Origin of the sequence: Streptomyces sp. MMG1121 (assembly GCF_001280015.1) — a bacterium.
GTDB lineage: Bacteria > Actinomycetota > Actinomycetes > Streptomycetales > Streptomycetaceae > Streptomyces.
This window is the reverse complement of sequence record NZ_LGDV01000107.1, coordinates 116,866-135,090: the sequence shown is the minus strand read 5'-3', so window position 1 is coordinate 135,090 and position 18,225 is coordinate 116,866. Positions and strand designations below refer to the sequence as shown.

Below are 18,225 nucleotides of genomic sequence, written 5' to 3'. Positions count from 1 at the left end.
CGGACAGAAGACCCACCTGGTGGTCGACCAGCACCACGGCGGTGTTCTCACGGGTGACCGGCTCCAGGAACTTGTTGCGCTCGCTCATCTTCCACTCCTTCGAGGGTTGAGCCACAGCCACATTGGTCACTAAACTTGATAGTCATCATTAGTGACTACTTGAGGCTATGCCTCGGCCTTCCGAAGCGCAAGCATCGACCGTCCCGGGTCCGTCGGAGCCGGGACGCGTTGTCCAAGCGCACTGGGCAGGTGACTAAAATGGCTGGTCACACGTCCCAAGTGGCGGATGGCCGCGGAGATGGGAGCGGCGTTGACCGGGCACCAGGCTGCGGAACCGGACCTCGGCGTGCTCGCCGCCCGGATCCTCTTCTCCGTCCAGCGTGAGCTGTTCACCGAGCTCGCCGGGCAGGGCTTCGACGACATTCGGCCCCGCGCCGGCGCCGTCCTCGCCTACCTGCGCGCCGACGGCATCCGCGCCAGCGAACTCGCCCGCGCCTCCGGACAGCACAAGCAAGTGATCGGCTCCCTCATCGATGACCTCGAACGCCTGGGCTACGTCGAACGCAGACCCGATCCCGCGGACCGCCGCGCGAAACTGATCTGCCCCACCGAACGCGGCCTGCTGCAGATGGAGGCGGCCGCCTCCATCATGCGCACGATCGAGGAACGCCACGCCAAGGCACTGGGGAAGCAGGAGTACGCCGCCTTGAAGACGTCTCTCCAACGCGTGGCCGATCTCCAACGCAAGGTCCAGCACCACCGCCAGGACACCGCGACGCAGCCAGGGCAACTGGGCATCGACTGAGGCTGGTTGATCCTCGGCGCTCCACGAACGCACCTGTTGGAAACGGAACATGCGGCGCGTCGTCGAGCCCAGCGACGACCCACCGCTCCTACGGCCTGTCCCTCCACCTGGACCTGTCCGTGCTCCGCTTCCTGGAGATCCGCCGCACCGCGAACCCGTCCCGGCCGACTTCGACCACGACTTCAGCACCTTGTCCCACCTCGCCCCCGACGAACACCACGTTCGTCACCGCCCGCCCGCACCAGCTCAACAACAACCGCTAGCAGCGAGCGGACCTGGAAGCCGCGCCTCCCAACCGGCACGCTTGTCGGACACCGGCCGAGGCGATGAAGTGCGAGGCGGCGCTGCGGGGCGGGCGAAGCCGCGTGATCTGCAGAGGTTCCCAGGCGTCGGGGTCCGGCCCTGATGGGTGGTCACCCTGATGTGTCGGCGGGGCTGGCCAGGGGTGATTCAGGGTTGATCCCGATACCTGTCCGACCAGTGCCCGAGCAAGATCCGCTGCCGGTAGTACTCCTTGGGACTGGTGTATCCGGGCAGTTCGTCGTGGATGCCGCTGGTGTGCTGGAGCAGTTGTCGGCTGGTGATCCGGCTGCCGTCGTTGCCGTTACCCCGCACCACTCCTGACAGCCAGTGGTCGACCGTGTCGTCCAGGGACAGCCTGCCCTCGGCCTCCAGCTGGAGAACCACGGTGGCGACCAGCGTCTTGGACGTGCTGGCCGTGCGGAAGTAACCATCGGAAGGGACCGGGCGGCCGGTGTTCAGGTCCGCGGTGCCGCTGGTGGCGACCGACTGCCGACCGTCCGGCGCGGTCACGCGGGCCTGCACACCGCTGACACCGAGGGCGTGGATCGCCTCAGTGTCCTGGCGTAACTGCTCCACAGGGGAGGGACCGGCAGGCTGGGCGACGGCGGTGGCCGCCTCGGCGGCGAGCAGCGTAGCGACACCGATCGCCATCACGAGGTGCTTTCGCGGAGTCGAGGTCATGGCCGAGCGCTGGTTTCGCCCCCCACCCGGGCACGATCCGGCGCACCCCAAGACTGGAACGGGGGATACCCCCAGCGCTGTCCATTACCGGTCTGGCGTTGGCCTGCCGGGCGCGGTGTTGATGAGGCTTCCTGAATTCGGCTCTGGCCGCAGTTCCGTGACACCACCGGTCAGTGCTGTCGCCCGGCGATGACGCCGTTGATCGGAGTCGCCCCATCGTCGGTGGGTGCCGCCCCAGTCCCGGCCGCCGGGTCCGGTCAGTAGATGGCGAACCCCATCAGCACCAAACCCCAGGGCGCGAAGATCACTGGAAACGATATGAGCCAGCCCATCCTCCAGGAGGTCCTGGACCCGATGAAGACGCGGAACAGCGCCATGTTGACACTCCCCAACGGCTTCATCGCCGAGACCGGTGACGGTGGTTCAGTCGGGTGGTGTTCGGGTGATGGCTCGGTTCCAGATGGGTGTACTGACGGGCGGTCGGACAGCGCGGCGTCGCCTGGCCACACTCACCTGCCAGATGGCGAGGAGCAGCAGCGTGCCGGTTTCGGCGAGGAGGCTGAGGACGGCTTGTGGCGCTGGCTGCAGACCGCGCTCGGTGAATCCGAAGACGCCTATGGTGCGCGAAGCGGTGAAGCCGCCGAGGGCGCCGAGCGCGACGCCTGCCTCGGCGATCCTCAGCAGCAGGGGTGGTGTCCCGATCAGCAGCAGGGCAGCGAGGGCGAAGGATGCGCTGGCCTGGAGCAGGAACAGGGGGCCGATGATGTGGATGAAGCGGTACCCGTCGGTGTAGAGCTGGGCGTGGATGTATCCGCCCGCGGCGAGGGTTGCGGCGGTCGCTGCCCGCAGGGCGGGGACGAGGAATCTTTGTGTGCTCATGCCAGCCTCTGGTCCTCGATGGCCAGTTCGCGATCGCCTCGGCGGTAGCCGACGCTGCGGATGCCGAGTGCGTCCCTGAGCTGTCGGGCAGGGAGCACCTGGGGCGTGGGGGCGGGGGCGCGGCCCGGTTGGGGCAGGGGGTAGGCGGTGGTGGTGGCGGAGTGGAAGGTGATGTTGCCCTCTGTCTTGGTGAACAGCTGATGGACGTGCCCGTTGAGACAGGTGACGGAGGAGAAGCGGCGCAGAAGGGCGATGACCTTGAGAGCGTCGTCGGTGCTCCAGCCCCACTGCGGGTACATGGCGAACAGCGGGATGTGGCTGAAGATCACGACGGGGGTGCCCGATGGCAGCCCCGCCAGGTCCTTGCGTACGAAGTCGATCTGCGCGTTGCCGAGGTGCCCGAGTTTCTCCAGGCTCAGAGTGTTGACCAGGGCGATGAAGTGCACGCCGTGGGTGTCGAAGCTGTACCAGCCGTCGCCGAGCGTGCCCATGCTGAAGGTCCGCCGGTAGGCGCGGCCCGCATCACCGATGGAGTCGTGCTCGCCCGGCACGGTGAAGACGCGCTCTGTCTTCATTCCGGCCATCACCTGCTTGACCTGGTCGAACTGCCCGGCCGTGGACAGGTGGGTCAGGTCGCCGCTGTGCATGACGAAGTCCGGTCCGAATCCGAGTGAGTTGACCTGGTTGATCGCTTCGGTGAACGAGCCGGCCACGTCCATGTTCGCCGGGCCCTGGAACCCGATATGGCTGTCGGAGACCTGCACGAACCGCAGCGCGCCGCTTCCCGCTGCGACGGCCCCGGCGGCGGCCCCGGCGTTGGTGTCGTGGGAGTCCGCGATGTGGCTGATCACCTCTCCACTGGCCACGGTCAGCACCACCGCACCGCCGAACCACCCTGCGTGCCGGACGAGTTGACGTCGAGTCATACCGTGTTCGGTTTCAGGCCGACCGGCGTCGTCGGCCGGTGCCCCGTCGTGGGTGTCGTAGTAGTCGGTCATCAGGTCACCTCCACGGTGGCGGTCATGAACGGATGGATGGTGCAGACGTAGGCGTAGGTGCCGGGTTTGGTGAACGTGTAGCTGTAGGTGGCGTGGGTGGCCAGGGCGGCCGAATGCATGGGGCCGCCCGATCCGGCGCTGGTGACGGTGTGGGCGTCGGTGTCCTGATTCGTCCACGTCACCGTCGTGCCCGCCTTGACCTTCAGCGTGGCCGGGGAGAACGCGAAGTTCTTGATCGCCACGGCATTCCCGGCCACCGGCGCGGCAGCCGGGCCCGTGCTCGAGGGACTCATGGGCATGCTCATGCGGGGCATCGGGGAGTCGCCGGGAGCGGAGCCCACCGCCTTCCCCGACCCCGTGGCACCGGGCATTCCAGCCGTCTGATGCTGACCTGGACCGGGCGTGATGGCGCCGGCACCGGTGGACGAGGCATGCGACGACTGGCCGCATGAGCCGAGGAGTCCCAGGGCATCGACAGTGGCAATCGTGGCGACGGCCGGCCCGGCCGCGGCACGTGATCGACTACCTGGTGGGTGAAGGCTCAAGTACATGGCGTCCGTTCTTCACTGATCAGGCGGAGACAGGAACTGCGCCGACTCGGACGCACGCAACCGCAGGGACGTGTGTGGCGGATGCCGTGTTCATGGGCACGCGCCCCTCATGGACACAGCGATCGAGCATGGGTGCTGCCCCGTGCCGGCCACCCGCCTCGACTGACCCGCGCCGCGCATCCACCCTGCCGCGCCACGAAGATGCAGGCGGCACGCGGCAGTTCCCCCGAGCAGGCGGTCGCGAGTGAATGTTCCCCGGGTGCAGGAAGTGATAGAACGCAGTTCCCCCGAGCAGGCGGTCGCGAGTGACTCGGGGCAGGTCGGCGTCGTCGCCCATACGGGCGATGTGCACACTGACCCGCATGGAGCGCCGCCCCGGTGGTCGCGCAGCCCCCGGTCGCCGTGAATAGGGCCATCGCCGTGATGTGTGCCGGGCACGGGCCGGGGCTGCAAGGTGGCACCGGCTCCGATGCACGGGGCGGGGGGGGAGCGTGGCCGGTGGCGAGAGCGGCGGCGTCGCGTGATGCATTTCGGTCACCTCTGTTCCATCCTTTGCCGTACGGGAAAGCGGTGAGGAGTTGCGACGTAAGGTCGGTTCCTGTTCGTCTCCACGGACGGTGAGGGTCTTGCGGTTCGGTGGATATGCACCTTTTGTGGAATATCTTTGGGGTGCTGCAGATCAGCTGACTCCCGGGCCCCACGCACGCTTGACCCTGGCCAGGCCGTAACGCGCGGCAAGGACATGCCCCCCGCGACGCTCACAGAGCGTGACTGGCACGGAGCTGTTCGCGCAGGACAAAGCGGTGTACATACGCGATGATCGGCCTATGCCCTGGAGTTCCCGAAGACATGGTCCGAGGACCGATCCGGATCGCTCCGCGCACCGTGTCTCTGGTAGAGGGACTCTTTCGACCGCAGATGAGGAACTGCTGCGCACTCTGTACGCGGAGCACGCAGGACCCCTGTTCCACTACGTGCTGCGACTGACCTCGGGAGACTGGCAATGGGCAGAGGACGTGGTGCAGGAGACACTGCTGCGGGCGTGGCAGCATCCCGCCGCGTTCGACCCCGCACGCGGCCCGGCCCGGGCATGGCTGTGTACGGTCGCCCGGCACCTGGTCATCGACGCCCACCGGGCGCGGCGATCCAGGCCGGCCGAGGCCGGCGGCGATGTGTTGGAGCGGGCCGCCCAGCAGCAACCGGCCAAGGACGAGATCGAGCAGGCACTGCAGAGCTGGGCGGTTGCCGACGCCGTGCGGTCGCTGTCCCCGGACCACCGCGCCGTCCTGCTGGAGACCTACTACCGGGGCCGGACGATGACGGAGGCCGCACAGATTCTGGGCATCCCGCTGGGCACCGTGAAGTCGCGGACGTACTACGCCCTGCACGCCCTGCGGCTGGCGCTGCAAGAACGGGGTATCGAGCCATGACCGTGGTGGGCAGGAGGCGGCGACCATGAGTGCAGAGCACGACGCCCTCCGGCTGGCGCTAGGAGGATACGTCCTGGGCACGCTGCCCTCGGCGGAAGCGGAACAGGTGCGCGCCCACCTCGCGGCATGCGCCGAATGCTGGGCCGAACACGCCCAGCTGGCGGAATTGCCTGCGCTGCTGGCAACGGTGACCGAAGCCGAAGCCTCGGGCCGGACGGTGCCGACGGGCGACAGTGACCTGACCGACCGGCTGGTGGCACGGGCAGCCGAAAGCGCGCGCGGCTCCCTGCCCGAGCAGCTCACCGCGCCCGCGGCGTCACGGACGCCGGAGGGGGGTGTGCTGGAGAGGCTGCTCCGGCAGGCCGCGGCCAGGCGCCGCAAGTCTTGGCGTCTGCAACTGGCCGGCGCCGCAGTCTCGCTGACGCTCATCGCGGCAGCGGCCGGCGGCACATGGCTGGCGACCATCGGATCCGTGGGCAGTCAGGCGGGGCCCCCCGGGCCGACCGCGCCGACGGTCTCGCGCACCTTCTCCGGAAGTGATCCCACCACCGGCGTCACCGCCTCGGTGAAGGTCTCGCCCTCTGCCTGGGGCAGTGTCCTGCAGATCTCCGCCGGGGGGGCACCCGCCGGAATCACCTGCCGGCTCCAGGCGGTCGGACCCGGCGGGGCCAGGACGGACGGCGCTACCTGGCGGGCAGGCCATTACCCGCCCGGCACCACGATCCCAGGATCGCTTCCCATGGCTCCGGGGTCCATCGAACACTTTGAGATCCTCGCAGGCAACGGCCAGAAGCTGGTCACCATCCGAGCGTGAGGCCGGTCCATGGCGGTCATGTCACAGGATGGCCCGGCCGCCCAGTGACATGAGAGCAGTCGGGTGTGAGCGCATGGTGACACAAGAGGCCAAGAAGACGTCGCCTTCGAGAGGCCGGGCCGTCAGAGGGGAGGGGGACCCGGGCAGTCGACAACCACCGGGCCGGCTCAAGACCGGTGAACCGGGCTGGAAGAGCACGCACAGGACGTCCAGTCAATGGCCGTCGAAGAGGCTTCTGCTCATGACGCCGGCTTACAGGCAAGCTCGTGACCACCATCGTCCGCCGATTCCGCCACACCGCACGGCTCCGGGATCGGTGAGACCGTCCGACAAGGGCTCCCGTCCGATGAGCGCGGCGGCGTCGGAGGCCGACACCGGCATCTCTATGGCCGAGGGGCTGATCGGCACCAAGCGCGTGGAGGCGGCTGATGGTCGATGCGGCCGCCACCGGCCGGGAAAGATCACCCCCGCGGCCAGGCTGATCAAGGTGAAGGCCACCCGGGTGCACGACCAGCGGGCCGTCCGGGCGGCTTCAAGCAACCATCCGATCGATCTGTCCGCCGTGGTGCCACACCTCGCGGGGCCGGTCAGCTGCTGCGGCTGCTTCGCCTGCACGACCTGTCATCGGGCGACTGCGTCGGTATCGGGGCAGTTCTGCAGCTCGGTCGTGAAGTTCTGGCCCGCTTCCGTCACGCGACGTCCGCAGTGGCAGGCCAGCCATCCCGCGCCGGGCTCCCCGGACGTCGGCTGCGCACACGGGCGGGCACGGCTGTGCGGGGGGCCGGCGGCATACAGCTCAACTTCCCCCGGAGGAGGCGAAAGCCGGTGCCCTGGTCGTTCCCGCGACGCTCCGACGGTTTCCGGGCCCTGGTCGCTCTCGCCCCCGCTCCGGCGAACCGGCCCAGTCCGCAGCCGACTTCATGCATGAGTGGGCCGACGGGGCGTGCACGACTCTTCTTCTCCCCGAAGTCCGTACAGCCCGGAGAAGAGGATCCAGCACGTCTGCACACCGAGGGCCGCGGCCCAGCCGGGATGCGGGCAGGGATGTCCGTCCCGCTCTACGGCGCGACGCTCCCGCAGGGCCGTCCGGAAGACCGCGGGCGAGGGGACCGAGCTCCCGGTGCCCGTCCGGCCGTGCGGCAGCGAGCTCTGGGCAGAGGCGGCTGAGCCCAGACAGGCGCCGACATTGCCATGACTCGCAAGAATCCGAACAAAAGAGGCGAACAGCTCGAACCGTCCGGCATACGTCGTCCGTGGAACTGAATGAGCGCGCCCATAAAGGATCAGGATCCGGCCTATCGACCGCCCCCGAAATTGTTTGCGGTCACCCCGTTCCGGTCTCCACACATCTACAGAAGAGCCAGAAGACCATGTTTGTGACCGATTCCGCCAGCCCGACTTCACTGCTCGGCCGGCCCTGCCGCCGCCAGGCACTGCTCACCCTGCCGGCGCAGGAGGCGCACGTCTCCGCCGCCCGTCACTTCGCGGCCGATCTGCTGGAGACCTGGAGTGTGCCCACGAGCGAGCGGGACTCCGCCGTCCTCATCGTCGACGAACTCGCCACCAACGCCGCCCAGTACGGCCATGAGCGCATGACCCTGCTGCTCGCCCTCGACCACGGCACTCTGCACATTGTGGTCACTGACTCCGGCGCGGCCGTGGAACGCCATCGCCCCGACCTCGCCCCCGATGAACACGGTCGTGGCACCGGCATCGTCCAGTACCTCGCCCAGTCGACCGAGATCCACCAGACACGCAGCGGCCGCGAAGTCCGCACCTGCCTGAGGTGCTCGCCATGACCGGGCCGTACGCTCCTCACGAGCTGGGACCCCCTGCCGGGGCCGGCACCGCAGCACAGCGACGGGCTACCGGGGTCGGCCGCGGCGCCGGGGCACCCGAAGCCCGAGCCGAGTGGGCCTTCACGACCCACAAGCCGTGCCCCATCGACGGCTGCCCGGGCCCGGCCCACATACCCATGCGGTCCACGGCACGCCCATCGGCCCTCGACCACGGCGGCCCCCACCACGACACGGTGCTGTGTCAACGCTGCGGCGCCGGCCCCTGCGTACCGGCGGAGGTGTGAGCGTGGACGTCACCCCGAACAGCGGCAAGGGCATCGACGCCCCGCCTTCGCACGAGGCATATACGAATGCGCCGGGTCTGCGCCGCGGGATGCACCAAGTGCTCGTCCTCGGAGCCGAACGCGACGGCCGCCAGGCCAGGCCCCTCACCGGCCCCCCGACCGATGCGACGGCCGCCGAACGCGCCTGGCTGCTACGGCGGGCCGCCCTCATGGACCGGATGGCCCACCCGAACCGCCGAACAACTCCTCCTCCACGACCGCCGCCATCCCGACCTGCCGGCCGGCCCGCACCACCCCGACACCATCACACTCGCGTGGCCGGCCCGGATGAGCCACGTGCATGACCGCCAGTTGCCACAACCCGCCACCAGAAACAAGGAGCCACAGAACATGGGTGGAAAGCAGAAGACACTCGCCATACTTGCCGGAACCGCGCTGGCAGCCGGACTCACCAGCCCGGCCTTCGGGTTCACCACCGCTCACTCGCCGGCCCCGCGCACAACCGCGAGGGGGTCGGGGGTCTCGGTCGTGGAGTGGAACCGCGAGCTCATCACCATACTCAGCGATCCGAAGGCGCAGCCGTCCACCGTCCAGCCCACGCGCAGCTTCGCGCTTCTCCAGGCCGCCGAGTACGACGCCGTGGTATCGATCACCCGGGCTGGCCCCGCCTACGTGTTCTCGGTGTCGGCGCCAGGAGGCGCTCGTGCGGATGCCGCGGCGGACCAGGCAGCCCACGATGTGCTGGTCGCCCTGTACCCGGCCAAGCGCGCGGGCGTGGATCAGCGGCTGAGCAGCCAGTTGTCCGTGATTCCGGGCGGCCCGGGCAAGCAGGCCGGCATCGGTGTGGGAGCCGAGGTCGCCCGCCGACTGATCAGCCTGCGGTCCCACGACGGGTCCTCGGCCAAGTCGCCGCGGTTCCGCCCCGGCGACAAGGCCGGTGACTACCGGCCCACCCCTCCCGACTTCCCGGCACCGGTGTTCACCAACTGGGGCTCGGTCAAGCCGTTCGTGCTGGCCGGCGGACGCCAGTTCCGCCCGGCAGCGCCGCCGGCCGTGAGCGGCGCCGCGTACGCCACCGCTTTGAACGAGGTCAAGAGCCTGGGGAGCAAGACCAGTACCACCCGCACCGCCGATCAGACGGCAGCTGCGAAGTTCTGGGCGGCGGCGCCCGTCTGGAACGTCTGGAACCAGGCCGCGCAGGGCCTTGTCACCTCCCAGAACGCGAGCCTGGAGAAGGCGGTGAAGGTCTTCGCCCGGCTCGACCTGTCCCTCGCCGACACCGCGATCGCGATGTACGACGCCAAGTACGCCTACCGTGTATGGCGGCCCGTGACCGCCATCCGGCTCGGCGGTACGCACTACAACTCGAGCATCGTCGGTGATCCCCACTGGACCCCCCTGCTGCCGACCGCACCGGATCCGTCCTATCCCGCCGCTCACGGTGCTCTCAGCCAGGCGGCGGCAACGACGCTCGCCGGGTTCTACGGTGCGCGGCATCATCTCGCGGTGACGTCGAAGGGCGTCACCCGAACCTTCGCCGGCTTCCAGGACGCCGCCACCGAAGCGTGGCTCAGCCGGATCTGGTCCGGCCAGCACACCTCCCTCGACAACCGCGCGGGCCAGCAACTCGGCACCCAGGTGGCCGATTTCGTGGCGCGTCATCTCTGACCCCCACCGCGCGACAACCATGCACAGCATGGCTGTGGCCGGAAGCCAGTGGTCCCGGCGCAACGGGTACCACTGGCTCGGACCACGCTCAAAGAGCGGCCATCCTCCGCGCCGAGGGCCCGCGGCTGCTGGCCGGCAGGCCGGATGTCCGCCCGCAAGAAGTCCTGCTTCCCATCACCGCGACGCACTGACTGAATGACTGTCGCGGTGGGACGCCCGGTCGGCACTGCGGATGACGGCGACGGCTGGCTGCACCAGACCCAACCAACGTCCCGGGCGAAGGTGAGCATGTAGTCGCCGATGAGGCGTGGCAGGCGCGCTGCTAGCGATCGAGGACGCGCTGTTCGCGGGAATCGGTGTGTGAGGTGAGCGAGTGACGGAGTCGTTCGGGCAGCTCGTGGTGGGAGCAGGGTGGCGTCTGCCCTTCGATCCGGTGTGCGGAGCTTCCCCGCTGCCCGCAGCACGGGACCGGAACTGTTCCGTCCCAATGATCCGATTCAGCTGAGCTCTTCCAGAGCGCTGGTGTAGTCGCGTAGCCAGTCGGTGTGGCCGCCGATGCCCCAGTCGTCGCGGTCGAGTTCGTTGATCGTCACCCAGACTCGACGAAGGTTCTCGGGAGTGCGCTCGCTGTTCTCGATCCGCATGATGATCTCGGCGAAATCGCGGATGATGCCCTGCTTGCCCAGGACGTCGAGGCGTCCGCTCAGGATGCGCACCTCGATGAAGTAGAACGGCTTCTCGTGATCCGGACTGCCGCCGATATAGTCGGCGTCGGCTGCGACCTCGTAGACCCAGCCCTTCATAATCTTGCGAGCCGCGGGCGTCTCGGGCACCTTTTCCCAGAACATGAGCGCGTCTGTCAGGCGGGCCATGGTCTCGTGGCGCTGCTCGGTGGTGAGTGCGCCTTCTCGCACGGTCATGTTGATGAAGGGCATGACAGCCTCCTTAGACGTCGTGCAGCGCCTTCAGCAGGCCCTCGTCGCGCCGGCGCCGGACGCTACTTTGTGAATTGGGTGGCGTTCTCGGTGAGGAACTCCTCGACGGTCCGCGGCTCGCGGCCGAGCAGTTCCTTCAAGGTGGTGGTGACCGCTTGGAGCGCGCCGGCTTCAGCGGCGGTGTCCAGGCTGACGAACAGCTCCGTGTACCACTTCGCGAGCCCGGCGCCGAGTAGTGCCGAGCGACGCTCGTCCGCCGACACCGGGACGTAGCGGATCTCGCGGCCGAGGATCTTGCTCAGTAGCGCCGCCGCCTCGGGGAAGGTGTACGCGTCTGGGCCCGACCAGTCGTGCGTCTTGCCGTGCAGCGTGGGGTCGCGGAGCACCAGGGCGGCCGCCTCGGAGACGTCGCGGATGTCGATGTAGGCCACCCGGCCGGTGGGTGCCGCGCCGGCCCAGCTGTTGTGAGCCGCCACCGATTCGGCCGCGTAGAGAAGGTTGTCGGTGAAGCTGACCGGGCGCAGCAGCGTGTGGGATAGTCCCGAGACGGCGAGGTGGTCCTCGATCTCGGCGTGCTGCCGTCCCGGGAGCAAGGCCGAGTCGTGGCTGGTGGCGATGCTCGACAGCTTGACCACGTGCGGACGGTCCGCCTTGGCCGCGGCGTCGATGATTGCCTTCTCCAGACGCACCTGGTCAGGGTTGCCGCCGATGGTGAGGAAGGTGACGTCAACGCCGTTGAAAGCCTTGGCGAGGACGGCACCGTCGTCGAAGGCGCCGTCGACGATCTCAATGCCGTCGAGGTCCGAGAAGGCCGACTGGGCCTTCTCGCGGTTACGGACGAGAACGCGGACGTCTTCACCGGCGGCCCGGAGGTGCCGCACGACACCCGAACTGGTCCTGCCGGTCGCAGCGGTCACGAGAAAAGTCATGGGATCACCTGTCCGAGAGGAGAAGGGAACGGTCGGCACGGCGCCGCCGTTGCGGTATCAGATTTGCGCTCTGCCACCATCGACGAACAGTTCGATTCCCGTGACGAAACTGGAGTCATCTGAAGCCAGAAAAAGCGCCGCCTTGGCAACTTCGTCGGGCTGTCCCATGCGGCCCATCGGAATAGTGGACGCAATCTTCGCGATGGCGTCTTGAGGTTGCATCGCAACAAGTGGCGTTTCGATCGGGCCAGGACTGAGGACGTTGGAGCGGATACGGCGATCCTTCAGTTCCACGGTCCATCCTCGAACGAAATTCCGGACGGCTGCCTTGCTTGCGCCGTAGACCGAGAATGCCGGGGTCCCCTTGACGCTCGCAACGGAGCCCGTGAGGATGATAGACGCGCCCTCGTTCAATAGCGGTAGGGCCTTTTGTACCGTGAAGAACGCCCCCTTCACGTTGATGTTGAAAATCTTGTCGAAATGCGCTTCCGTGGCGTCTTCCAGCGAAGTGAACTCACCTAGACCGGCGTTGGCAAAAACGATATCGATTCGCCCCTTCGCCTTGACGGTCTCGTAGAGGCGATCCAGGTCGGCCAGTTCGGCGACGTCACCCTGAACGCCGGATACCGCGCCTCCGATCTCCTTCACGGCGTCATCCAGTTGTTTCTGGCGGCGGCCAGTGATGAAGACATAGGCGCCCTCTTCGACGAAGAGCTTTGCTGCGGCCAGCCCGATCCCCTCGGTGCCGCCGGTGATGACCGCTACTTTTCCCTGCAACTTGCCCATAATCACCACTCCCGATCGAATCACCAATCCGAGATTCCGCGCCAAGTCCTGGAACCCGCAAACTCCAGCCTGTCGGCGGCTATCTGGCGGCCAGGAGCTCCCAGGGAAACGGCCGGATTGCCGGCTGCCGGGCTGCGTCCGTGCGGCGTTACTGGCCGGAAGTCGGGCGGGCACCGGTCGCCGGACATCGGCAGGCCGCTGAGGGACTCAACGCCGGGCGCCCCGTCCTGCAGGACGTCCCAGTGCTCGGCGAGTTTGCCGTCTTCGATGCGCACAACGCAGGCCGTCACCGAGGCGGCGGGGCTACCGGTGCCGGCGAGGCGGCCGTAGAGCACGACGTGGTCGCGATCGGCGAGTACGAGTTCGTGCTCGTAGCGCAGCGTGTCGGACAGGGATCGGATCAGGTCGAGCAGGCCCGCGCGCACTGGTGCGATGTGCGCGCCGTGCTGGACGTAGCACTCGGGGCAGGAGTCTCCGGCGGCGGCACGGTCGCGCTTGCTGAACAGCGTGTCGAATGCCTTCAGTGCCAGCGTCTTGTTCTGTTCGGGTGCAGTCATGCCGGCCTCCACTGGATAACCGATGCGCCCCCGCCACCCCATCACAATGTCGGTCAACATTGTTCTACGCCTGTCGTGGCGTCCTGTCAATGACGACCGACATTGAGATCTTCGACCCGGCTCGCTAGAGTCCCCTCAAGAGCTGGGCTTGGGGGAAGACAGTGGGTGTCTCGAAGCAGAAGGCAGCGGAGAACCGAGAAGCGATCATCGCCGCCGCGGACTCCCTGTTCCGTGAGCGCGGCGTCGACGCCGTCGGCCTCGTTGAGCTGATGGCCGCGGCCGGATTGACGCGCGGCGGCTTCTACAACCACTTCGCCTCGAAGGACGCGCTCGTCGCCACGGTCGTCGCCAAGGCCATGGCGGACGGTTTCGGCAACCTCGACGAAGCCATCACGGCATCCCAGGCTCGCGGCAGCGACCCGCTCGCAGAACAAATCGACTGGTACCTGTCGCCCGAACACCGCGCCGACATCGAGCACGGCTGTCCGAACACGGGCTTCGCCGGCGACGTCCGCCGACTGGACCCGGCCGGCCGCGCTCGCTACGCGCAGGGCCTGGCGGCGAACCTCGACCGCTTCGCACAGATCGTCCAAGCACCCGGACTCGAGGAAGGCGAGCGGCGAGCGCGGGCCATCGCATTGTTCAGCGAGATGGCCGGGGCCCTACTTCTGTCACGCGCCGTCGCCGACGCCGACCCCGCCCTTGCCGACGAAATCCTCGACAGCGCGCGCACCGACCTGCACAACCGCACCAGTACCGCGTAAGGCCGCGATAGGTGGTCTTCTCGCGGTGTTTTCATCCGTGAATGGGCGATGGGTGTGGACGTCAGGATCCGTCGGTGCTTCCACCGCCCAGCGTTTCGAGGCCGGAGTGAAGGCCCTCGGGCACCTCGGTTGAGCTGGTCCTCTGCGGGGGCTTCGGCGTCTCACCGGATTACTGCCCGGCGTCGACCAGTTCCTTGTCCCTGACTGCGGCGTCGAACAGCGCTGCGGCTGCCGCGCGGGCGGTTGTCGCCGCGGACGGGTCGCGGTCCATACGGGCTGAGACCCCGGCGCCGTCGTACAGAAGGTGCAGCTGCCGCGCCAGGCCCTCGGCGTCGGTGACGCCGGCCTCCCGCGCCAGGTCCGTGAACATGGTCCGCACCCACAGCCGGTACCGGTCCGCGGCACACTCGACGGGGCTGCCTGGCCGCGCCTCCGCGCTGGCCGTCATGTGCGCACAGCCGTTGAAGTCGGGTTCGGTGAACAGCTGGCCTTGTGCGTCGAAGACTCCGAGCAGGCGCTCGCGTGGCGTCCGGAACCGGGTCAGGGCGCGTTCGACCTGGTCACGGGTGTTGGCGTGGCGGGCGTCGAGGTATGCCTGGACCAGTTCTTCCTTGCTGCCGAAGAGGTTGTAGAGGGATGCCTTGGCCACGCCGGCCTTCTGCACGATGCGGTCGATGCCGACGCTCTGCACGCCCTCGCTGTAGAACAGCTCGTCCGCGGCGGCCAGGAGACGTTCACGCACGGACGGCTTCGAAGCGTTGGCCTTGGTGGGCATGGTGACTTCCTTCTTTCAGACTGACGGTCCAGTCTACGGCTCCGCGCGGGGACTCATCCCCCTCCTGGCCCGTCTAACAAAGCCAGACAGACCTGTCTTCTCTCACCGACGAGCAGAGGCGCTCACCATGCTGCGGTGACCGCCTCTGCTCTGTGGGGCCTTCTACCTGGCCGCCATGTCCTAGCGGTCGAGGAAGAGCTTGGTGTGGGTGACGAACCGCTCGGGGTATTGGAAGTGGGCGCCGTGGTTGGCGTCCGGGTAGATGATCAGCTCGGCGTCCGGGAGGAACTGCTGGAGGATGTACGAGTTGATCGTCGGGATGATGATGTCGTCGGTGCCGTTGACCACCAGGACCGGGATCTTGATGTTCTTCAGGACCGAGTACGCGGGGTCCTTCGTGGTGCCGTAGGTGTGGATGGCGGTGCCCTGGCCGGCGTAGACCTGCTCGCCGAAGGGGGAGGCGTCGCGGTCCTTGCGGGCCACGATCCGCTCGACGTACGCGCGGCCCAGCTTCTGGCTGGTCTCGGTGGGCGCGAAGAGGACCGGGAGCCACATGTCTTCCTGCCGGGGCAGCTTGACGGTGAACAGTGCGGCGATCTCCGCCGGCGTCTCGCCGATGCCCACGCCGCCGCGCGGGCCGGTGCCGACCAGCACGAGCTTGCGGGCCAGGTCGGGGCGCTGGATGGCGACCTGCTGGGCGACCAGGCCGCCCATGGAGTGGCCGACCAGGTCCACGCTCGTCAGCCCGAGGGCGTCGATGAAGCTGCCCGCGTCGGTGGCCATCTGCTCGATGGTGTCCGGAACGTCGCCGCTGGTGGAGGCCACTGCGGTGTTGTTGAACAGGATGACCTCGCGGTCGGCGGCGAATCCGTCGCTGATCGCCGGGTCGTGGTCGTCCAGGTTGCCGATGAAGTGCTGGAAGAACACGACTGGTGTCCGGCCGGCGGCTGTGTTGCCGAAGCGCCGGTAGGCGAAGCGGATGCCGTCGGCCTCGACGAACTGGGTCGGGGCGGTGTCGTGGGTGTGATCGGGCACGGTGGCGCTTCTCCTCGGATCAGCATGTGGAGGTGAGGTGGTGGGCCGGGCGGCGGTTTCTGCGGCCGCACGTCGGCCGTCCGGGCGCACAGGGAAGCTCTGCACCCGGAGCGGATCAGTTGGCGCTGTGGCCGCCGTCGACGTTGAGGATGTGGCCGGTGATGTACGACGCGTCGTCCGATGCGATGAACACGATCGCGGCGGCAAGCTCCTCAGGGAGCCCGAGGCGATCGAGCGGGACCTCGCTCACCAGGGCCGCCTTGTTCTGCGGTGTGCCGGTGAAGCGGGTCAGCATGCCGGTGTCCGTGGGGCCCGGAGCCACACCGTTGACGCGGATTCCCGAGGCTGCGACCTCCAGGGCCACCGACTTGGTGATGCCTTCGACGGCGTGCTTGCTGCCGACGTAGACGGAGGCCCCGGCCGCGCCCTCGTGCCCGTAGGTCGAGGAGATGTTGACGATGCTGCCGCTGCCCTGTTCCTGCATGACGCGGACCTGGTGCTTCATGCTCAGGAGCACGCCCAGGACGTTCGTGTCGAACGTCGCGTTGTACGTTTCCGCGCTCTGGTCGGTGATCGGGCTGGGCCGGCCTTCGGTGCCGGCGTTGTTCACCGCGACATCCAGACGGCCGAACCGGGTCACGGTCTCGTCGACCATGGTGCGCACGTCGTCCTCGTTGCGGACGTCGGCGTTGATGAACTCGGCCCGCGAGCCGAGCGCGCGCAATTCCTCGACCAGGGCCTTTCCGGCCTCATCGCGGCGTCCGGTGACGACCACGTTCGCGCCCTGCTTGGCGAAGGCGACGGCGGCGGCGCGGCCGATGCCGGTGAGGGCACCGGTGATCAAAACGACGGGGTTGTCCATTGCTTTGCTCGGTTTCTGTAGCGGTGGGGGTCAGACGGCGGTGCGTCCGCCATCGACGGGGATGACGACGCCGGTGATGTAGCCGGCGGCCGGCGAGGCCAGGAACGCGATGACGTCTCCGATCTCCTCGGCCTCCGCCGTGCGGGCCAGGAGCGTGGTCTTGCCCAGGGCCGTGAGGTTCTCCCTGGAGGAGCCGCCGGTGTAGACCGGTCCGGGGGCGACGGTGATGACCCGCACACCCCGCGGGCTGTACTCGGCGGCCCAGGAACGGGTCAGCGAGGTGAGCGCGGCCTTGGTGGCGCTGTAGGCGGCACCACCCGCCAGGCCGACCTGCCCGGCCATGCTGCCCAGGTTGATCACGACGCCGTCGCCGCGCTCGGCCATCGCCGGTGCGATGGCGGCCGTGAGGTAGTAGGCGCTGCGCACGTTGGCGTCGAACAGCGCGTCGTAGGTGTCGGGCTCCAGGTCGGCGGTGGGGCCGAACCAGGAGAACCCGGCGTTGTTGACGAGAACGTCGATGTCCCCGGCCGTGGCCGCAAGCTGCCTGACGGCACCGACATCGGCGAGGTCGGCGGCGAGGAACTCGGCGCTGCCGCCTGCGCTCTCGATCTCCTTGACCACTGCGGCTCCGCGCTCGGCGTCGCGTCCGTGGACCAGGACCTTGAATCCGTCCCGAGCGAGCTTCAGCGCTGCGGCCCGGCCGATGCCAGACGTCGCACCGGTCACCAGGGCTGTCTGCGTCTCGGACATGATCGCAACTCCTCTAGCTTAGTTAGACCGGTCTGTCTTCTCTTGCTATCCAGCTAAACAGGTCAGTCTGGTCTCGTCAACTCGACCAGGCTGTTCAGGCGTTTTATCTGTGGTTTGACACCTCCAGAAGGCGCTTCTACGGTTTCAGCAAGCACTAAACAGACTGGTCTAATCACTCTTCAGTGCAGGGGGCAGTGCATGAGTAGCACCTTCTTCGGCGCGTCGTTCGACGCCACCGACGCCGTACGCGCGGCACAGTTCTGGGCCGCGGTTCTGGACCGCACAGTCGCCGACGGGGCAGATGAGCACGACGCCGTGGTGGAGGCCGGTGATCCCGGCAGCGGACCACGGCTGGCCTTCCACAAGGTGCCGGAGGCCAAGAGCGTCAAGAACCGGTTCCACCCGGATCTGATCACCGGGGACTACGAGGGCGAGAGCGAGCGTCTGCTCGCCCTCGGGGCTACCAAGCTCCACGAAGTCGTGCGCGGCGGCGCCCGGTGGACCACGTTCGCCGACATCGTCGTCACGGCGTCTCTGCTCCGTGTGCTCGAAAGCGGAATTCCGGAGTACAACGATGCCCGCCTGGAATGCCGCTCGACGTCCTGCTGAGGTTGAGCTCG

The 18,225-nt window shown here is 68.0% G+C and carries 19 protein-coding genes; 7 read left to right on the top strand and 12 right to left on the bottom strand.

Annotated features, from left to right (window positions below):
* Window positions 1-286 precede the first annotated feature (286 nt).
* Window positions 287-805: a MarR family winged helix-turn-helix transcriptional regulator gene (locus tag ADK64_RS11100; RefSeq protein ID WP_234384528.1), complete on the top strand. Its 519-nt coding sequence runs from the start codon at window positions 287-289 to the stop codon at window positions 803-805.
* Window positions 806-1,255: 450 nt separating this feature from the next.
* On the opposite strand, the gene ADK64_RS11095 is transcribed toward ADK64_RS11100, so the two are convergent.
* The 4 genes from ADK64_RS11095 to ADK64_RS11080 form a co-directional block, all read right to left on the bottom strand.
* Window positions 1,256-1,789 (bottom strand): serine hydrolase domain-containing protein, encoded by a 534-nt coding sequence (locus ADK64_RS11095; protein WP_107092960.1) that lies wholly within the window; start codon window positions 1,787-1,789, stop codon window positions 1,256-1,258.
* A 423-nt stretch (window positions 1,790-2,212) separates the two neighbouring features.
* Window positions 2,213-2,668: a hypothetical protein gene (locus ADK64_RS11090; RefSeq protein ID WP_053657611.1), complete on the bottom strand. Its 456-nt coding sequence runs from the start codon at window positions 2,666-2,668 to the stop codon at window positions 2,213-2,215.
* On the bottom strand, window positions 2,665-3,666 hold the full coding sequence (locus tag ADK64_RS11085; protein WP_053657606.1) for a metallophosphoesterase family protein: 1,002 nt from the start codon (window positions 3,664-3,666) through the stop codon (window positions 2,665-2,667). Before ADK64_RS11085 ends, ADK64_RS11090 begins: the two co-directional genes overlap by 4 nt.
* Window positions 3,666-3,959 (bottom strand): plastocyanin/azurin family copper-binding protein, encoded by a 294-nt coding sequence (locus tag ADK64_RS11080; protein WP_053657604.1) that lies wholly within the window; start codon window positions 3,957-3,959, stop codon window positions 3,666-3,668. The genes ADK64_RS11085 and ADK64_RS11080 overlap by 1 nt, the downstream gene beginning before the upstream one ends.
* Window positions 3,960-5,044: 1,085 nt before the next feature.
* On the opposite strand from ADK64_RS11080, the gene ADK64_RS11075 reads away from it, so the two are divergent.
* The 4 genes from ADK64_RS11075 (at window position 5,045) to ADK64_RS46605 (ending at window position 10,212) form a co-directional block, all read left to right on the top strand.
* Window positions 5,045-5,647 carry a sigma-70 family RNA polymerase sigma factor gene (locus ADK64_RS11075; protein WP_078992604.1) on the top strand — a complete coding sequence of 201 codons (603 nt, stop codon included), beginning with the start codon at window positions 5,045-5,047 and terminating at the stop codon, window positions 5,645-5,647.
* Between the two features lie 25 nt (window positions 5,648-5,672).
* Complete coding sequence (locus ADK64_RS11070) at window positions 5,673-6,461, top strand: anti-sigma factor family protein (protein WP_053657602.1); 789 nt, start codon at window positions 5,673-5,675, stop codon at window positions 6,459-6,461.
* Between the two features lie 1,376 nt (window positions 6,462-7,837).
* On the top strand, window positions 7,838-8,260 hold the full coding sequence (locus ADK64_RS11065) for an ATP-binding protein (protein WP_234384527.1): 423 nt from the start codon (window positions 7,838-7,840) through the stop codon (window positions 8,258-8,260).
* A 674-nt stretch (window positions 8,261-8,934) separates the two neighbouring features.
* Window positions 8,935-10,212, top strand: coding sequence for a vanadium-dependent haloperoxidase (locus tag ADK64_RS46605; protein ID WP_053657600.1), 1,278 nt, complete (start codon window positions 8,935-8,937; stop codon window positions 10,210-10,212).
* 497 nt (window positions 10,213-10,709) lie between these two features.
* On the opposite strand, the gene ADK64_RS11055 is transcribed toward ADK64_RS46605, so the two are convergent.
* From ADK64_RS11055 to ADK64_RS42745, 4 genes are all read right to left on the bottom strand, one after another.
* A complete protein-coding gene (locus ADK64_RS11055; RefSeq protein WP_053657599.1) occupies window positions 10,710-11,147 on the bottom strand; it encodes a tautomerase family protein in 438 nt (145 codons plus the stop codon).
* Window positions 11,148-11,209: 62 nt separating this feature from the next.
* A complete protein-coding gene (locus tag ADK64_RS11050; RefSeq protein WP_078992603.1) occupies window positions 11,210-12,076 on the bottom strand; it encodes an SDR family oxidoreductase in 867 nt (288 codons plus the stop codon).
* 57 nt (window positions 12,077-12,133) lie between these two features.
* Entirely contained in the window at window positions 12,134-12,862 is a 729-nt protein-coding gene (locus ADK64_RS11045; protein ID WP_053657640.1) for a glucose 1-dehydrogenase, read from the bottom strand.
* A gap of 20 nt (window positions 12,863-12,882) precedes the next feature.
* A complete protein-coding gene (locus tag ADK64_RS42745; RefSeq protein ID WP_199829567.1) occupies window positions 12,883-13,419 on the bottom strand; it encodes a nuclear transport factor 2 family protein in 537 nt (178 codons plus the stop codon).
* A 161-nt stretch (window positions 13,420-13,580) separates the two neighbouring features.
* Here ADK64_RS42745 and ADK64_RS11035 point away from each other — a divergent pair, with 161 nt between their 5' ends.
* Window positions 13,581-14,183: a TetR/AcrR family transcriptional regulator gene (locus tag ADK64_RS11035; RefSeq protein ID WP_053657595.1), complete on the top strand. Its 603-nt coding sequence runs from the start codon at window positions 13,581-13,583 to the stop codon at window positions 14,181-14,183.
* A 169-nt stretch (window positions 14,184-14,352) separates the two neighbouring features.
* Here the strand turns inward: ADK64_RS11035 and ADK64_RS11030 are convergent, their stop codons facing one another.
* The 4 genes from ADK64_RS11030 to ADK64_RS11015 all read right to left on the bottom strand — a co-directional run bounded on the left by ADK64_RS11030 (window position 14,353) and on the right by ADK64_RS11015 (window position 17,605).
* On the bottom strand, window positions 14,353-14,958 hold the full coding sequence (locus ADK64_RS11030) for a TetR/AcrR family transcriptional regulator (RefSeq protein ID WP_053657594.1): 606 nt from the start codon (window positions 14,956-14,958) through the stop codon (window positions 14,353-14,355).
* Between the two features lie 180 nt (window positions 14,959-15,138).
* Window positions 15,139-15,993, bottom strand: a complete 855-nt coding sequence (locus ADK64_RS11025; RefSeq protein WP_053657592.1) for an alpha/beta fold hydrolase — start codon at window positions 15,991-15,993, stop codon at window positions 15,139-15,141.
* A gap of 115 nt (window positions 15,994-16,108) precedes the next feature.
* Window positions 16,109-16,855 carry an SDR family NAD(P)-dependent oxidoreductase gene (locus tag ADK64_RS11020; RefSeq protein WP_053657590.1) on the bottom strand — a complete coding sequence of 249 codons (747 nt, stop codon included), beginning with the start codon at window positions 16,853-16,855 and terminating at the stop codon, window positions 16,109-16,111.
* Between the two features lie 30 nt (window positions 16,856-16,885).
* Window positions 16,886-17,605 (bottom strand): SDR family NAD(P)-dependent oxidoreductase, encoded by a 720-nt coding sequence (locus ADK64_RS11015; RefSeq protein WP_053657588.1) that lies wholly within the window; start codon window positions 17,603-17,605, stop codon window positions 16,886-16,888.
* A gap of 198 nt (window positions 17,606-17,803) precedes the next feature.
* Between ADK64_RS11015 and ADK64_RS11010 the strand changes: the two genes are divergently transcribed.
* Complete coding sequence (locus ADK64_RS11010) at window positions 17,804-18,214, top strand: VOC family protein (RefSeq protein ID WP_053657586.1); 411 nt, start codon at window positions 17,804-17,806, stop codon at window positions 18,212-18,214.
* Window positions 18,215-18,225: the final 11 nt, after the last annotated feature.

Coding starts and splice junctions, on each gene's coding strand:
- ADK64_RS11100 (WP_234384528.1), top strand. CDS start 287: ATGGCCGCGGAGATGGGAGCGGCGTTGACCGGGCACCAGGCTGCGGAA.
- ADK64_RS11095 (WP_107092960.1), bottom strand. CDS start 1,789: ATGACCTCGACTCCGCGAAAGCACCTCGTGATGGCGATCGGTGTCGCT.
- ADK64_RS11090 (WP_053657611.1), bottom strand. CDS start 2,668: ATGAGCACACAAAGATTCCTCGTCCCCGCCCTGCGGGCAGCGACCGCC.
- ADK64_RS11085 (WP_053657606.1), bottom strand. CDS start 3,666: ATGACCGACTACTACGACACCCACGACGGGGCACCGGCCGACGACGCC.
- ADK64_RS11080 (WP_053657604.1), bottom strand. CDS start 3,959: ATGAGTCCCTCGAGCACGGGCCCGGCTGCCGCGCCGGTGGCCGGGAAT.
- ADK64_RS11075 (WP_078992604.1), top strand. CDS start 5,045: ATGCCCTGGAGTTCCCGAAGACATGGTCCGAGGACCGATCCGGATCGC.
- ADK64_RS11070 (WP_053657602.1), top strand. CDS start 5,673: ATGAGTGCAGAGCACGACGCCCTCCGGCTGGCGCTAGGAGGATACGTC.
- ADK64_RS46605 (WP_053657600.1), top strand. CDS start 8,935: ATGGGTGGAAAGCAGAAGACACTCGCCATACTTGCCGGAACCGCGCTG.
- ADK64_RS11055 (WP_053657599.1), bottom strand. CDS start 11,147: ATGCCCTTCATCAACATGACCGTGCGAGAAGGCGCACTCACCACCGAG.
- ADK64_RS11050 (WP_078992603.1), bottom strand. CDS start 12,076: ATGACTTTTCTCGTGACCGCTGCGACCGGCAGGACCAGTTCGGGTGTC.
- ADK64_RS11045 (WP_053657640.1), bottom strand. CDS start 12,862: ATGGGCAAGTTGCAGGGAAAAGTAGCGGTCATCACCGGCGGCACCGAG.
- ADK64_RS42745 (WP_199829567.1), bottom strand. CDS start 13,419: ATGACTGCACCCGAACAGAACAAGACGCTGGCACTGAAGGCATTCGAC.
- ADK64_RS11030 (WP_053657594.1), bottom strand. CDS start 14,958: ATGCCCACCAAGGCCAACGCTTCGAAGCCGTCCGTGCGTGAACGTCTC.
- ADK64_RS11020 (WP_053657590.1), bottom strand. CDS start 16,855: ATGGACAACCCCGTCGTTTTGATCACCGGTGCCCTCACCGGCATCGGC.
- ADK64_RS11015 (WP_053657588.1), bottom strand. CDS start 17,605: ATGTCCGAGACGCAGACAGCCCTGGTGACCGGTGCGACGTCTGGCATC.
- ADK64_RS11010 (WP_053657586.1), top strand. CDS start 17,804: ATGAGTAGCACCTTCTTCGGCGCGTCGTTCGACGCCACCGACGCCGTA.